Below are 14653 nucleotides of genomic sequence, written 5' to 3' on the forward strand. Positions count from 1 at the left end.
TAAAGAAATTATTAGAGGAAAACAAGGGCTGGAAAAGAGGGATCAGGAGTCGGGGATCATAGGGTCAGAAATTGAGAAAATGCTTGACTATTCGTAGAAACGGTGAGACGAGATGTATGCTCTCACCCCTTTGGAAACCAGATTAGGAGTATCCTGAGCGGCTCGATTCAATATCTGTGACAGAAAAAGCGAGATGACCAACGATCGCCAGCCAGGTCATCTGCGATCGCTTCTGACCAGATCACTCGATCAAGCGTCGGTTGGCTTAGGGTGTCCTCCGCAATCAGCAAGACTACAGCATTATTTTTTTTATAAGTGTGCTGATTTGAATAATTTAGGCTATTTTGAATGACGACTCATTTCAACTCTAAAAACCTCTTAGAACCTGATGAATTTTTATCAGGAATTCACTGACTTCGGGGTGTAGTTATCGGGTCAATGTCGCTGCTGATGTTTATCAGCTAAAGGAGTTGGGAAAATTGAATTTCTGGTTCAGTTAATCAAAAAGGCAATTTCGCGGTTTTGAATTCAAAGAGAAAGAAATTCTCATTTAGCTATACCGTGAAAAAGCAATCCTTGATATGATAGCGCGTGTTATTGGTGTGGTGTGTAAGGAGCTAAGATGCTGAATTCCGTTGATTTCAGCGGCAGACCATTTCATTTTATTGGAATTGGTGGGATTGGAATGTCAGCCCTCGCTTATGTTTTAACCAAGCGTAAGCTGCCTGTTTCCGGTTCTGATGTTCGCTTAAGCCATATTACGGAGCGCCTCGAAGAATTAGGTGCCCATATTTTTGATCGTCAAGATGCGTCTAATCTTGAGTTCTTTAAGTCTCAAGTTGATTTGACTCCTGCGGGTGCCATCAGTTTTGCTTCTGTGAAGGGTGCGACTCCTGCGCCATCTGTAAAAAGTCGATTATCAGACTGCAAATCGACTCTGGTTTTGCCGCAGGTTGTCTGCTCTACCGCAATTAACGCCGCCAACCCTGAATATCGAGCGGCGATCGAGCTAGGGTGTCCAATCTTTCACCGCTCAGATATTTTGGCAGCCCTGATTGCCGATTATCAGAGCATCGCCGTTGCCGGAACTCATGGCAAAACTACGACGAGCAGCTTAATCAGCTATATGCTGTTGATGGCAGGGCTTGACCCCACCATTATTGTCGGTGGTGAAGTTCACGCCTGGAAAGGCAACGCCCGGCAAGGGCAAGGTCGCTATCTCGTTGCAGAAGCCGATGAGTCAGACGGCTCGCTGGTTAAGTTTTCTCCCCACATTGGCATCATCACCAATATTGAACTCGATCACACCGACCACTACAGCAGCTTAGAGCAAGTGGTCGAGACGTTTCAAACGTTTTCGAGTCATTGTCACACGGTGATCGGCAGCATTGACTGCGAGACGGTGCGCGATCGCCTCAAGCCCAGCATTAGCTATAGCCTTCGCGCTGAATCTGAAGCTGACTATACTGCCGTTCAGATTCTCTATCATGCAGAGGGCACGACTGCCCAAATCTACGAGCGCGGGCAGCCGTTAGGACAGTTAAAGATTAAACTTCTGGGTGAGCATAATCTCAGTAACGCTTTGGCAGCCGTCGCGGTCGGTCGGCTCTTGGGGTTAGAGTTTTCGGTGATTGCCGCCGCGATCGTCAATTTTGAAGGTGCTCGTCGGCGGTTTGAGCATCGGGGTGCTGTCAACGACATTCTGTTTGTGGATGACTATGCCCACCATCCCAGTGAGATTCGAGCCACCCTTTCATCTGCCCAAATTCACGCCAGGTTAACTGCGTCTAAACGTCGAGTTGTGGCGGTTTTCCAGCCGCATCGCTACAGTCGTGTCCTCACGTTTTTGACAGAGTTTGCCGGATCGTTTGCCGAAGCAGATGTCGTCATTGTCAGCGATATCTATAGTGCTGGAGAACCCGATTTAGGGCAGATTAATGGTCAGCAGATGGCAGATCTGATTGCCAAGCATCACCCCAACGTTCACTATCAGCCTTCGCTGCGATCGATCAGCCATTTTTTAGGGGAAACGCTGGCTCCTGGAGACTTGACTCTTTTCTTGGGTGCAGGAAATTTGAATCAAATCATCCCAGAAGTGATGTCATATCAGCAGGGTGTCGAACAAGACTCGTCTTTGGAACGGTGCCACCGCTCTTAAGGTTATGGCACAACCTTCTTATCTTTAGATCCTAGGCACGAGATCCATCGGGGTCTCCAGTTGGAGCATTCACACACCTAAAATTACTATGACTCTTTCAAGCGATCCCCGAACTTCTCGCGCTGCTCACCAATCAGACTTCTCAACTCGCAGCACCCTCTCTAGAGCACTCGCGAAAACCAGCGACATTCAGACCATTCCCCTTCCTGGCACTGACAGCTTGCTAAAAGCAAATGTTCCTTTAGCGACGCTTACGTCCTTCCGGGTCGGTGGCCCGGCAGAGTGGTACATTGCGCCGCGTCATCTTGAAGAACTGCAAGCCAGCCTTGAGTGGGCAGAGCTTCAGGGGTTGGCAACCACGATGCTGGGCGCAGGGTCAAACTTGTTGATTAGCGATCGTGGGCTTCCCGGTCTCGTGATCTCAACTCGTCATCTACGCCACAGCCACTTTGATCAAGCTACCGGACAGGTAACAGTCGGAGCGGGTAAGCCATTGCCTCGTCTGGCATGGCAGCTAGCTGATCTCGGCTGGCAAGGCTTTGAGTGGGCGGTGGGCATTCCGGGCACGGTCGGCGGAGCTGTCGTCATGAACGCAGGTGCTCATGGAGACTCGATCGCAGATATTTTGGTCGAAGCGCAGATCTTGCTTCCCAATGGACAGTTTGAGATTCTCACCCCTCAAGCGCTAAATTATCGCTATCGCACGTCTGCCTTGCAAGGCGGATACTCTGAAGAGAAAACTGCTTTGCGACGGCTCGTGACTCAGGCAACGTTTCAACTCAGACCTGGTGCTAACCCTGCTGAGGTTTTAGGCGTGACGAGTCACCACAAGCACCAAAGACTAACAACTCAGCCTTATAACATGCCCAGTTGTGGCAGCGTGTTTCGCAACCCTGGCGCTTATAAAGCGGGTTGGCTAATTGAGCAGACAGGGTTAAAGGGGCATCAAATTGGGGGCGCTCAGGTCGCACAGCGTCATGCAAATTTTATTCTCAACTGCGGGGGTGCGACGGCGAGTGACATTTTTCAACTGATTCGGTTTGTGCAGCAGCAGGTGCATCAGCGCTGGTCGCTTTTGCTAGAGACAGAAGTGAAAATGATGGGCGAGTTTCAGTCTGCCTGACTATATTTAAGATCGTAATTTAAGATCGTAAATTAAGTAATGTCGGTTATTTTCAATGTCGAATGGGCGCTGCCGTGCCATGCCCGTATGTAAATCTGCGTCCTAATTTAATTCACAGCTTTTAAGTATAAAGGTGGGAACTTTACAGCAACTCTATGAGTCAAAATAGCTTAACGAACTTGACGTAAAGCTAGGGCAGATGTTCTCAGTAGTACTGACTAGAGCGATCGTCCGTCTACAACGTGAGCAAAATCACTTCAACTATTCTCTGATAGAGGCTATGTTGATGTCACTACAAGCAAGATTTCTCTTTGGGTAAAGATGAGAGATAGAAACGAACCAGTGAAGCGTCTTGGCTGCTATCTGATTGAGGCAGGGCTAATCACTCAGGCCCAGATCGATGTCGCGCTGAATGATCAAAAGATCATGGATGATATGCGCTTTGGTGAAGTGCTTGTGGCACGAGGCTGGATTAAGCAACAGACTTTAGATTATTTAATCAAAAAAATTGTTGACCCCGAACAGCGCGCTGCAAGAGCATCTCAGCAAAAGTCTCTCAGCCCTGATCTGGTGAGCGCCGCGATCGTCAAGCCGACTCCTCCCAGCATCGCCGCAAAATCGTCTTCTGTGCTTCCAAACGAGCGCAAGCCTCTGCCGTCATTGCCTGCGGATGATGGGGTGAGCTGGGCAGGTTAAAGGCTAAACAGCCAGAGCCAAACCGGGAGTATGAGGAGTAGTCCGATCGAGCCAACCGCGAGAGACGTGACCGCGAGATTTTTGTCTAACCCATAGGTTTCTGCTAGAACCAATGTTGCAAAGGCGGGAGGCATGGCCATTTGCAGCACGATCGTGTGCTTTTCTGCTTCGCTAATCGGCAAAAAAGGTAAGCTCAAACTCACGGTCAGAGGCACCACGATCATTTTGATCCCTAAACTGACACTGGCAGAATTGAGCCGAGATAGCGACGGCAACTGACTGAGGCGCATACCAATTAAAATCAGGGCAAGCACGATCGCGCTCCAGCCAGCCTGATGCAAACCAGTTTCTAGAACGCTAGGGAGGGGAACGTCTCGTGCGGCAAGCCCCAGTGCAAAGCCCCAAAGGGCTGGATTTTTGAGAAGTGCGAGGGTCAACTGCGATCGGCTCTGGGTGCCCAGTCCTAATCGACTGGCTAAAACGACTCCTAAGCCATAAGCGCCCCAAGTGGTGCCCAGCATGTCATAAAAAAGTGCCCAGGCAAAAAGCTGTTGTCCGCCCAACGCCAATGCGACCGGGAAGCCCAAATAGCCTGTGTTGCCCACCATTGAAGCCAGTAAAAAGCTTCCTTGAGTAGGTCTGTCCCAAGTGGGTTGATAGAGGCTCCACAGCCAAGCCAATCCTGCGCCTAATAAAATTGCTACCCAAGCGACGATCGGAGCGATCCAAACCTGTCCTGATAGGTCAGCCCCCCGCAAAAACGCCAAAATGCTAACCGGGACTCCGACCCAAAATAAGAAATGACCTAAATAAGTGGGGGCAGTTTTGGGTAAATAGTGCCCAAACAGCCAACCCAAAAGCGTCCACCACACCAGTGGCAAGTAGAGATTAAACAGTTGAGTAACAAGATTGGGCATAAATTTGGAATGAATTTGCATTCCTGGACAGAGAATCGGTATCTTTAGGGGTAGCCTAGATAAAGCTTTGACTTCAGATGACCGTTGAGCTTTAACGATCGGCGTTGTCTAGCCGCCACTCCTCTGCCAGGGTAGCGTTTCTCGACGCTCTAAGCTGGTTGCAACCTAAAACGTGCAGGAAGAAACATCCCCTTGAATAATGGTCTACCTGGGAAACCTCCAAATCATCAGGCTGCCTCTACAGACGACATCCCCGAAGCTTTGCGGGAGACAGTAGAACCCAAGCCGCAGCCCCGTTTTAATCAAGTTGGGCTAATGGTGGGTTTGGCAGCGATCGTCGCGCTCGGTGCGGGCGGTTGGTTTGCCTACAACGCTCGGCAGTCGAGTGTAATCACGGCTGCGAGTCCTTCTCTGCCGACTGGCTCGATCGCGGCATCTCCAAGTGCAAGTCCTTCTCCTGACACGTTACTAAGACATTTTGCCTACGCAGAAGCGCCACAAGCCGAACTGCAACCGATCAATGGGGATGGGGGCATCAAACTTCGCAAATCTGCCGCAGAAGCTTTTAGACAAATGTCAGGCGCGGCACAAGCTGAAGGAATTATTCTGGCTCCACTTTCGGCGTTTCGATCGCTCAGTGATCAGCAGCATGTGTTTTTTGAAGTCAAAGCCGAGCGATCGCAAACGCCTAATCAGCGGGCTGAGGTCAGCGCTCCTCCCGGCTATAGTGAGCATCACACGGGCTACGCGATCGATGTTGGAGATGGCAACGTGCCTGCAACCAATCTCAGCCCTTCCTTTGATCAAACGGCTGCGTTTAAATGGCTTAAACAAAATGCGGTGCGCTTTAATTTTGAACTGTCGTTTCCCAAAAATAATCCCCAAGGCGTGACCTATGAGCCGTGGCACTGGCGATTTGTGGGCGATCGCCAAAGTTTAGAGACGTTTTATAAGGCGAGAAAGCCATGAACCCGAGCGCGCTCAATCTCATCGCCCTCTCGATCTTTGCGATGACGGTGACGACCATTCTGGGCCCCTTAATTCATCTGTCCCCGGCAGTTCCGGCGATCGCGACCTTCACGATTTTGGGCATCGTGACGCTAGATTCGTTTACCTGGCAGGGAAGAGGCGGCACGATCGCGCTCGATTGGTTGGCGAGCTTTTCTCCGGCTCACCGGGCGCGGGTGGCAAGACACGAGGCGGGTCACTTTCTCGTCGCGCAGCAGTTAGGCATTCCGGTGACTGGCTACACCCTCAGCGCTTGGGAAGCGTTTCGACAAGGGCAGCCAGGGCTAGGAGGGGTACAGTTTGACACCCAGGAATTAGACACTCAGTTGCAGGCAGGCAAACTCTCGGTGCAGTTGGTCGATCGCTACTGCACAGTTTGGATGGCGGGCGGCGTTGCTGAAACGCTGGCATACGATTCGGTCGAAGGGGGCGGAGATGATTTGCAAAAACTTCGCATGACTTTAGCACAACTGCGTTTACCCAATTCTGAGATTCAGCAAAAAGAGCGGTGGGCATCGCTTCAGGCAAAGAATTTGCTGCAACAAAATCAGGATGCCTATGATGCGCTCGTTACGGCAATGGAGGCGCGTAAACCGATCGCAGAATGTCGTCAACTCCTTCAAGAACACCTGACTGTGAACTGACTTCTCAAGGTTCTCTTACTTATGGGCAGTTCGCTTCCGCCTCAGCCGCTAACGGCCCATGCAGTTCTCAACGATGGCTTATTGGATGTGTGCGTGATCAAGGGCGACAATATGTTGATGGCACCGCTGCGGCTGTTGTCGATTTTTTTGCGGCACTACGATCGCGATCCCGAAGTGAACTATTATCGGGCGCGACAGGTGCAAATTTTGGGACGAAAGGTTTTGCCTGTGCAGGTCGATGGCGATTATCTGGGCGTGAGTCCCATGAATTTTCAGGTAGTGCCGAAAAGCTTATGGGTGTTAGTGCCGCCAAACGCCGATCGTTCTCTTTGGCAGCCTGATAATAAAGATAGGCATTAGGAGACAGACACATGGTACAAACTCCTCAAAAAACCATCACGCTGGAAGAATTTCTGAAACTGCCAGAAACCAAACCTGCTGGCGAATACATTGACGGTCAAATCATCCAAAAACCTATGCCCCAAGGAAAACACAGCAAACTTCAAGGGAAATTCGTCACTAAAATCAACGACTTAGTTGAAGAACGGCGAATTGCACTGGCTTTTCCAGAATTGCGTTGCACCTTTGGAGGACGATCGATTGTTCCCGACATCACAGTTTTTGCCTGGGATCGGATTCCAGTCGATGCAAATGGAGAAATTGCCAACGTTTTTAATGCTGCACCTGATTGGACGATCGAGATTCTTTCACCCGATCAGAATCAAACCAAAGTGACGAAGAACATTTTGCACTGTCTTGATCACGGCTGTTTAATGGGTTGGCTGCTCGATCCTGATGAGAAAGTGGTGATTGTATATCCTTCTGATGGGCGATCGCAGGCTTTTGACGAACCTGAACAAGTGCTTTCGGTTCCAGAGATCGCGAGTGGACTGAAGCTTACAGTAGAAAATTTATTCAGTTGGCTACAGTTAGAGAACCGTTAATTAATACTACGGAACCTACGAGGTGAATCATGGTACAAGCTCCTCAAAAAACCATCACGCTAGAAGAATTTTTAAACCTACCAGAAACTAAGCCAGCCAGCGAATACATTGACGGTCAAATCATCCAAAAACCCATGCCAAAAGGAGAACACAGCACCCTTCAGAGAGACCTGACCAACGCAATTGATGGAGTTGTCAAGCTTCAAAAAGTTGCTCGTGCTTTTCCTGAACTCAGATGCAGTTTCGGTGGAAGAGCGATCGTTCCTGATATTGCTGTGTTTACTTATGACAGAATTCCGCGTAAGGAAAATGGAGGCGTTGCCAACGCTTTTAATGCTGCACCTGATTGGACAATCGAGATTCTTTCACCCGATCAACGGCAAACTAAGGTGACTAACAACATTCTGCATTGCCTCGATCACGGCTGTCAGATGGGTTGGTTGGTTGATCCAGATGAGCAGTCGGTGATTGGGTATCCCTTTAATCAGCGATCGCAAATTTTCAATCAATTCGAGCAAGTGCTGCCTGTGCCAGAATTTGCCAAAGATTTTCGGTTAACTGTAGGCGAACTGTTCGGCTGGTTGCTGGAATAGAATAGACCTACAGGTTCGTTAACACTACAGATTCCCATGTCTACTCCCCCTAACGGCGCTCAGATTCGGCAACAGTTTCTCGATTTTTATGCAGAAAGAGGGCACAAAATTTTGCCCAGTGCCTCTTTGGTGCCCGAAGATCCGACCGTTTTGCTGACGATCGCCGGAATGCTGCCATTTAAGCCGATCTTTTTGGGGCAGCGTCAGGCGGAGTTTGCGCGTGCCACCACCTCTCAGAAGTGCATTCGCACCAACGATATCGAGAATGTGGGACGCACGGCACGACATCACACATTTTTTGAGATGCTGGGCAACTTCAGCTTTGGCGATTATTTCAAATCTCAAGCGATCGCGTGGGCATGGGAACTTTCGACCAAAATCTATAATTTGCCGCCAGAACGGTTAGTCGTCAGCGTCTTTGAGGAAGACGACGAAGCGTTTGCGATGTGGCGCGACGAAATCGGCATTCCTGCTCATCGAATTCAGCGTATGGGTGAGAAAGATAACTTTTGGGTTTCGGGACCGACGGGGCCGTGTGGGCCGTGTTCTGAGATCTATTACGACTTCCATCCTGAAAAAGGCGACGACATCGATTTAGAAGATGACACCCGGTTTATCGAGTTTTATAACCTGGTGTTCATGCAATATAACCGCGATGTTGATGGCAATCTCACCCCATTGCAAAACCAGAATATCGACACGGGCTTAGGCTTAGAGCGGATGGCACAAATTCTGCAAAAAGTGCCCAATAACTACGAGACAGATTTGATTTTCCCGATCGTCCAAACGGCTGCCGCGATCGCCAGGATTGATTACGCCATACAGGACGATGCGACCAAAACTTCGCTTAAAGTCATTGGCGATCACGTTCGGGCAGTCGTGCATATGATTGCAGACGGCATTACTGCCAATAACGAAGGTCGAGGCTATGTGCTGCGTCGTCTAATTCGTCGTGTTGTGCGTCATGGTCGATTGATGGGCATTAACCAAGACTTTACGACTCAGGTTGCGGAAACGGCGATCGGGCTGTCTGAATCGGCTTATCCTAAAGTGCGGCAAAAAGCAGACACGATCAAAAACGAACTGCAAAAAGAAGAATCTCGATTCCGTGAGACGTTGGAGCGAGGCGAAAAACTGCTGAATGAAGTTTTGCAAAATAAAGAACGTCAGGTTACGAAAGTTGTAAGAGCAATGGAGCGCTGGGAAAAAGCTTCAGAAGAACCTCAACGTGAGTTAGTACTTCGTGAGCTAGAGGGCTTAGTAGAAATACCTCAACAAATCCTGAAGGAATCGCTTGCCGATCTAAAGCAGAAACAGCAACTGTTCCTTCAGCAATCTGGGCACAATCAAAATCTTTCTGAACAAGCAACTTCATTAGAGAAAAAAGTATGGGCTAAGCGGGAAGTACTTCTGGATAAAAACCGTTATGGGGTAGCACGAGCTTTATTACCACTCTCTGGTCGAGATGCTTTTGTTCTGTACGACACATATGGTTTTCCATTGGAACTCACGCAAGAGATTGCTGACGACTACGTGTACTTTGACAGCAGTATTTTTTCGCCAGATCAGATGAAAAAGCTCGTCGGGTGCTATGAGTCTTTTGACACTCATGGCTTTCCGATGGAACTCAGACAAGAGTTGGCAGAGAAAGGGTTTAACGTGGATACAGAAGGCTTTGAAACCGAGATGAAAGCCCAGCGCGATCGCGCAAAAGCGGCTCACAAAACGATCGATCTCACCGTTCAAGGCACGTTGGATGAGTTAGCAGAACGCATTCACGCAACCGAATTTTTGGGCTACACGCAGCCATCGAGTCAGGCAACCGTTGAAGTCTTGCTCGTCGAGGGTGAATCTGTCGAATCGGCAGACGCTGGAACTCAAGTTCAAGTCATTCTCAATCAGACTCCTTTTTATGCAGAGTCGGGCGGACAGGTGGGCGATCGGGGCTATCTCTCCGGTGATTCCATCCTGGTGCGAATTGAAGACGTGAAAAAAGAATCTGCGTTCTCGGTGCATTTTGGGCGCATTGAGCGGGGCACTCTGCACGTCGGAGACACGGTAACGGCTCAGATCGATCTGGCGTATCGTCGTCGAGTTCAGGCACATCACACCGCGACTCATTTACTGCAAGCGGCTCTAAAGAAGATTGTCGATGACAGCATTTCTCAAGCCGGATCGCTCGTGGCATTCGATCGGCTCCGCTTCGATTTCAACTGTCCTCGCACCATCACGGCTGCCGAAGTTCAACAAATCGAGGAACAGGTCAACACCTGGATTGCAGAAGCTCATATCGCTAATACTCACGTCATGGGTCTGACCGAAGCAAAGGAAAGAGGCGCGATCGCGATGTTTGGCGAAAAATACTCTGAGACTGTGAGAGTTTTGGATGTTCCCGGTGTCTCAATGGAGCTTTGTGGCGGAACTCACGTCAGCAACACCACAGAAATCGGTATCTTCAAAATCGTCTCCGAGTCAGGTGTTGCAGCAGGCATTCGTCGCATTGAAGCGATCGCCGGAACTGCTGTTCTAGAGTACCTGAATGTTCGAGATACTGTTGTGCGCGAGTTGAGCGATCGCTTCAAAGTCAAGCCTGAAGAGATTCCCGATCGCATCGCCTCATTGCAAGCCGAACTCAAAACAACTCAAAAGCAACTCGACGCGCTCAAAGGGCAACTCGCCTTTGCAAAAGCCGATCAACTGCTGACCCAAGCCGAATCGATCGGCAACTTCAAAATCTTGGTCGCCTCACTCGCATCCGTCGATCCCGAATCGCTCAAAACAGTGACAGAACAACTGCTGCAAAAGCTGGGTGAAGGAGCGGTGGTGTTAGGCTCTGTGCCTGAAGAAGGCAAAGTTAGTTTGGCGGCGGCGTTTAGCCCTGCGGTTGTGAAAAGAGGATTGCAGGCTGGGAAAGTTGTGGGGGCGATCGCTAAACTCTGTGGTGGTGGCGGTGGTGGTCGTCCCAACCTCGCTCAAGCAGGCGGACGCGATGCGAGTAAGCTACCCGATGCCCTAGCAGAAGCTCGTAATCAGCTACTAACTGGTTTGAGCTAAGAGACTTGTGGCGTTCATCATTTCCCCTTCTCGTTCTTATTGACCTGACGATGCAGTTGAGCAGTGGCACGAAGGTTTAGACGATAGACGAAAAGACTTCCGACCGTCCGCTCCAATGACATTAGATGGTGACTACTACATTGCTAATATCAGACAAGGCACTCTGCTAATTGCTCAGGGGAAGGAATATCGATAGGTAAAAATGTCTTCAGATCTTCCTTAGAGGGCTTGGCTGTTGTTGCTAGGCGATTGCATTGGTTGGCAATACAACGATCAAAAATATTCCTAACAAATCTACCATTTCCCAGTTCTCCGATTCGATCCTCAAATTTGTTGACCAGTTGACGTACTGCTTTCAGCGTCTTGTCTGAGAATAAATAACCGTGCCTTTCACACGTAACCTTAAAGATTTCAGCTAACTCAGCAGAAGAATAATCTTCAAAATGAATTGACCTTGCAAATCTAGATTTTAGACCAGGATTAGAGTTAATGAACCGCACCATCTCTTCTTTGTACCCGGCGGCAATAACCACTAAATCCTCTCGGTGGTCTTCCATCATTTTCAAGAGCGTATTGATTGCTTCTTGCCCAAATATATCACCGCGTCCCTCTGGAACCAGGGAGTAAGCTTCATCAATGAAAAGCACCCCCCCTAGAGCAGATTCAACGACTTGTGCTGTTTTGGGTGCTGTTTGACCCAAATATTCTGCAACGAGATCCGTTCGATCAACCTCAATGAAATGTCCTTTCGACAGAACACCGAGGTTATTGTAGATCTCACCCACAATCCGAGCTACTGTGGTTTTGCCTGTGCCAGGATTGCCCGTAAATACCACATGCCTTGTGATCGAGGGAGCCTTTAACCCTGCCTGAGCTTGCATCTGCGCTACTTTTGCCATGTTCACTAACTCCTGAACAGTTGACTTTACTGTGCTTAAGCCAATTAGTGATTGAAGTAGGTCAGAAGGATCGAGTTGCTCTGAGTGTGCAGAAGAGTTGCCGCTACTCGTATTATTTTTAACGATGTCGTTGTATAGCTTGCCATATAACGCCTTAGCGACTTCTTCTGCCAACTCATTACTGACCTGTTTTGCAAAAGAACCTAAAATTTTATGAGCATTCTGAATTGCAACATCCCTTGATGGAGCTTCAGCATAAAAGAAACAATCCAATACAGCTATCTTTTCAGATTTCTCAAGGAAAGCATTAGCGTCTTGAGGAGTGTTCCATGCAGCCCACAGATAGGAATTACCTAATTCACAAACACTAAACACGGGAGTAATCAATGACATGGTTACACAGTAATCCGTAGAAATGAGGTGCTATTCAGTCCAATATAACTCGCATAAGTTATTCAGGACACGCATCTCATTGTTCCCTTTAGGCGTAACGCGATCACCTTCTCTGATCGATGTTGACCATTTTACAGGTAGGCATCAAACAATGCTCTAACAGGTAGCCTAAGCCACCTGACAATCTAATTAAACCGAGTTTATCCTGTGACCTATTGCACGATCCCAGAAAACTAAGCTGACACACTCACACTCTAAAACCCCGTTTGGAGGATTAAGCTGACAGATTTGCACTACAACGGCGCAAAACTGCCATTTGATCGCACCCCCTCAAAAATTCAGCATTCCAAAAACCAAAAAACTCTTGTAGAATACATCGCAGTGATGGAGTCGTGCCCCGAAGTCTGATCTCGCAAATCAGACTCCGAGGACTTCCATCCCTAGTTAGCGTAATTAACTCAGGAGGCGTTCATGATTGTACACCGTCAGCTTTGCTATGGGATCTTGAAAGGATGGAATCAAGATCCAGCAGGTGTTTTATATCCATGCAGAATGCTTGAGACATCAGCATTCTCATCCTCTTTGACTTAACAGAGAGGATATAACAACATGGGAGTCAGGAATATCTTTCCTGGCTCGATTTCGTTCACCGTTGAGTTAGATCTCTCGACGATGAAACGTTATCGAGTCACAGTTACTTTAGATTTGCAAGAGCGTTTAATCTTTCTGTCGTCTGGCATTCTTCCTGATGTGAGCGATTCTATTGAGGACTTCGTTTCACAACTGAGTGCGATCGCATCCAATCAACTAGCATCGTTCAAGTGGGATGGCACCAGTGACTTGACGACAGAATATCAAATCGCGCGAGTGTTGCCGGGATATCAAGTGGAACGTTCCCTCGTGAAATTCAACATTGTTCTAGGCAACAGTTCACTGATCTACCTGGAGGAATTGCACAACAAAGTCACGATTCAACTGTAGGGAGTTGGGAGTCGTCAATTGTGTGATCAAAGTTCTTGGCTGCACCTTTAGGCGGCTCTCTAATTTCCTCGGTTTACTTAAACGAGAAGAGGAACGGAAAAGCAAATAGCACGATCGCGGCCCAAATTCCGTAGAAAGGCAAATAGCCTGTAACCCAGTTTTTGATGAGAGCGATCGCTTACAACTACAACAAGGATCAAGGTGACTTTTCAATCTTGATTCATCCTGCTTTTCTACCTGCATGGCTTTAAGCTTTTATTTAGAATGCGCTCTAAGCGTTTCATTTCATCAAAGTCGGGGCGATCGACAAACGAGCCAACAACTTTTTCCCACCAAGGCGATTCAGTCTGCTTTTCATGCGAAAGAAGTTGCTTGATCTGCACGATCTCTGCTTCTAGGGCAATAACTCTCGCTTCGAGTTGTTGAGAACGTTCTTCTAGTTGCTGGGAAGTCATAGAAGCCTCCGGCATGGTGAGAATGCTAGGAAATACTATAGCGCGATCGCCAAGATTACGCTTCTGTCTGGGCTTCGCAGGTTTCGACCCATTGCATAAAGCATCAATGTCATTTGGGCGAAATGTTCGTGGCTCATGCGGTAGATGAAGATGTACCTGTGTTATCTAACTCAAATGAAGAAATTTATTCTACTCGGTTTAGCAATCCTGTTTTTGAGCGGTCTTTTTCCCACTCCTGCCCTTGCGGGACGTTACGTTCTTAACCAAACTCCAGCCACGATCCAACGACACTTTGGTCGTCCATGGACGATCGAAACTCTGAAAGACAAACCCAACACTAAACTCTATACCTACTCCCCATCTGGGGTGCGACGGGTGTTTCCGACTTTTCCTAAGCAAGGCAAGTTTGGTATGACCTTTGTTGACAACCGAGTGCAAACTATTTGGTTAATCCCAAATACGGCGAACAATGGCTACTTTAACTACAACACCAAGCAATTCTTCAACTATATTTTTGGTTATGAACCTCCGATTTGGAAAGATCTCCAATATCCTGGCGGGCACGAAGGATTTGCAGATTATCGCGGCTGCCTCGGTGATGGTGTTGTTGCCACCTACATAGATTATCTGTTGGGTTCAGACAACATCACCCTGGCTTACAACTCGATCTGTGAACCCCCTTACGATCGCATTCCAAAACCCTCCGTTTAGATAGATTGTAAGCGGAGTGTTTCTAACCTATGTTCTAATTCGTAGGGATGAAATCGTCTTGCAATCATTCGCCAAAC

Annotated in this window: 14 protein-coding genes; 11 read left to right on the plus strand and 3 right to left on the minus strand. The window is 48.4% G+C overall.

Annotated features, from left to right (window positions below):
• Positions 1 to 622: 622 nt before the first annotated feature.
• The 3 genes from murC (at position 623) to C7B65_RS10635 (ending at position 3977) form a co-directional block, all read left to right on the plus strand.
• Positions 623 to 2158 (plus strand): UDP-N-acetylmuramate--L-alanine ligase, encoded by a 1536-nt coding sequence (murC, locus tag C7B65_RS10625; protein WP_073071618.1) that lies wholly within the window; start codon positions 623 to 625, stop codon positions 2156 to 2158.
• Positions 2159 to 2246: 88 nt separating this feature from the next.
• Positions 2247 to 3281 carry a UDP-N-acetylmuramate dehydrogenase gene (gene murB / locus C7B65_RS10630; protein WP_083582894.1) on the plus strand — a complete coding sequence of 345 codons (1035 nt, stop codon included), beginning with the start codon at positions 2247 to 2249 and terminating at the stop codon, positions 3279 to 3281.
• A 342-nt stretch (positions 3282 to 3623) separates the two neighbouring features.
• Complete coding sequence (locus tag C7B65_RS10635) at positions 3624 to 3977, plus strand: cyclic di-GMP-binding domain-containing protein, MshE-related (protein WP_106253988.1); 354 nt, start codon at positions 3624 to 3626, stop codon at positions 3975 to 3977.
• Here C7B65_RS10635 and C7B65_RS10640 read toward each other — a convergent pair.
• Positions 3974 to 4894 carry an AEC family transporter gene (locus C7B65_RS10640; RefSeq protein ID WP_073071801.1) on the minus strand — a complete coding sequence of 307 codons (921 nt, stop codon included), beginning with the start codon at positions 4892 to 4894 and terminating at the stop codon, positions 3974 to 3976. The two genes, C7B65_RS10635 and C7B65_RS10640, sit on opposite strands and share 4 nt — an antisense overlap.
• Positions 4895 to 5086: 192 nt before the next feature.
• On the opposite strand from C7B65_RS10640, the gene C7B65_RS10645 reads away from it, so the two are divergent.
• Genes C7B65_RS10645 through alaS form a run of 6 tightly spaced genes read left to right on the plus strand, consistent with a single transcriptional unit; the run spans position 5087 to position 11137 of the window.
• Entirely contained in the window at positions 5087 to 5863 is a 777-nt protein-coding gene (locus tag C7B65_RS10645; protein ID WP_073071615.1) for a M15 family metallopeptidase, read from the plus strand.
• Entirely contained in the window at positions 5860 to 6546 is a 687-nt protein-coding gene (locus C7B65_RS10650; RefSeq protein ID WP_073071613.1) for an ATP-dependent Zn protease, read from the plus strand. Before C7B65_RS10645 ends, C7B65_RS10650 begins: the two co-directional genes overlap by 4 nt.
• A gap of 21 nt (positions 6547 to 6567) precedes the next feature.
• On the plus strand, positions 6568 to 6906 hold the full coding sequence (locus C7B65_RS10655; RefSeq protein ID WP_073071611.1) for a diacylglycerol/lipid kinase family protein: 339 nt from the start codon (positions 6568 to 6570) through the stop codon (positions 6904 to 6906).
• A gap of 11 nt (positions 6907 to 6917) precedes the next feature.
• Positions 6918 to 7490: a Uma2 family endonuclease gene (locus C7B65_RS10660; protein WP_073071609.1), complete on the plus strand. Its 573-nt coding sequence runs from the start codon at positions 6918 to 6920 to the stop codon at positions 7488 to 7490.
• Positions 7491 to 7519: 29 nt separating this feature from the next.
• Positions 7520 to 8083 (plus strand): Uma2 family endonuclease, encoded by a 564-nt coding sequence (locus C7B65_RS10665; protein ID WP_073071608.1) that lies wholly within the window; start codon positions 7520 to 7522, stop codon positions 8081 to 8083.
• Between the two features lie 36 nt (positions 8084 to 8119).
• Entirely contained in the window at positions 8120 to 11137 is a 3018-nt protein-coding gene (gene alaS, locus C7B65_RS28755; protein ID WP_223257370.1) for an alanine--tRNA ligase, read from the plus strand.
• A 149-nt stretch (positions 11138 to 11286) separates the two neighbouring features.
• Here alaS and C7B65_RS10680 read toward each other — a convergent pair whose 3' ends face one another.
• Positions 11287 to 12429 carry an AAA family ATPase gene (locus C7B65_RS10680; RefSeq protein ID WP_073071606.1) on the minus strand — a complete coding sequence of 381 codons (1143 nt, stop codon included), beginning with the start codon at positions 12427 to 12429 and terminating at the stop codon, positions 11287 to 11289.
• A gap of 609 nt (positions 12430 to 13038) precedes the next feature.
• Here C7B65_RS10680 and C7B65_RS10685 point away from each other — a divergent pair.
• A complete protein-coding gene (locus tag C7B65_RS10685; RefSeq protein WP_073071605.1) occupies positions 13039 to 13410 on the plus strand; it encodes a hypothetical protein in 372 nt (123 codons plus the stop codon).
• Positions 13411 to 13643: 233 nt separating this feature from the next.
• Here C7B65_RS10685 and C7B65_RS10690 read toward each other — a convergent pair whose 3' ends face one another.
• Positions 13644 to 13865: a hypothetical protein gene (locus tag C7B65_RS10690; RefSeq protein ID WP_073071603.1), complete on the minus strand. Its 222-nt coding sequence runs from the start codon at positions 13863 to 13865 to the stop codon at positions 13644 to 13646.
• Positions 13866 to 14039: 174 nt separating this feature from the next.
• Here C7B65_RS10690 and C7B65_RS10695 point away from each other — a divergent pair, with 174 nt between their 5' ends.
• Entirely contained in the window at positions 14040 to 14576 is a 537-nt protein-coding gene (locus tag C7B65_RS10695; protein WP_083582892.1) for a hypothetical protein, read from the plus strand.
• The last annotated feature ends 77 nt before the right edge of the window (positions 14577 to 14653 follow it).

This window comes from Phormidesmis priestleyi ULC007, assembly GCF_003003695.1.
In the GTDB taxonomy this organism is placed as follows: domain Bacteria; phylum Cyanobacteriota; class Cyanobacteriia; order Leptolyngbyales; family Leptolyngbyaceae; genus Phormidesmis_A; species Phormidesmis_A priestleyi_A.

What these genes read in the sequence shown, in the direction of transcription:
- C7B65_RS10685 (WP_073071605.1), top strand. Translation starts at nt 13,039, where the DNA reads ATGGGAGTCAGGAATATCTTTCCTGGCTCGATTTCGTTCACCGTTGAG.
- C7B65_RS10650 (WP_073071613.1), top strand. Translation starts at nt 5,860, where the DNA reads ATGAACCCGAGCGCGCTCAATCTCATCGCCCTCTCGATCTTTGCGATG.
- C7B65_RS10660 (WP_073071609.1), top strand. Translation starts at nt 6,918, where the DNA reads ATGGTACAAACTCCTCAAAAAACCATCACGCTGGAAGAATTTCTGAAA.
- C7B65_RS10640 (WP_073071801.1), bottom strand. Translation starts at nt 4,894, where the DNA reads ATGCCCAATCTTGTTACTCAACTGTTTAATCTCTACTTGCCACTGGTG.
- C7B65_RS10680 (WP_073071606.1), bottom strand. Translation starts at nt 12,429, where the DNA reads ATGTCATTGATTACTCCCGTGTTTAGTGTTTGTGAATTAGGTAATTCC.
- murB (WP_083582894.1), top strand. Translation starts at nt 2,247, where the DNA reads ATGACTCTTTCAAGCGATCCCCGAACTTCTCGCGCTGCTCACCAATCA.
- C7B65_RS10690 (WP_073071603.1), bottom strand. Translation starts at nt 13,865, where the DNA reads ATGACTTCCCAGCAACTAGAAGAACGTTCTCAACAACTCGAAGCGAGA.
- C7B65_RS10655 (WP_073071611.1), top strand. Translation starts at nt 6,568, where the DNA reads ATGGGCAGTTCGCTTCCGCCTCAGCCGCTAACGGCCCATGCAGTTCTC.
- murC (WP_073071618.1), top strand. Translation starts at nt 623, where the DNA reads ATGCTGAATTCCGTTGATTTCAGCGGCAGACCATTTCATTTTATTGGA.
- alaS (WP_223257370.1), top strand. Translation starts at nt 8,120, where the DNA reads ATGTCTACTCCCCCTAACGGCGCTCAGATTCGGCAACAGTTTCTCGAT.
- C7B65_RS10695 (WP_083582892.1), top strand. Translation starts at nt 14,040, where the DNA reads ATGAAGAAATTTATTCTACTCGGTTTAGCAATCCTGTTTTTGAGCGGT.
- C7B65_RS10665 (WP_073071608.1), top strand. Translation starts at nt 7,520, where the DNA reads ATGGTACAAGCTCCTCAAAAAACCATCACGCTAGAAGAATTTTTAAAC.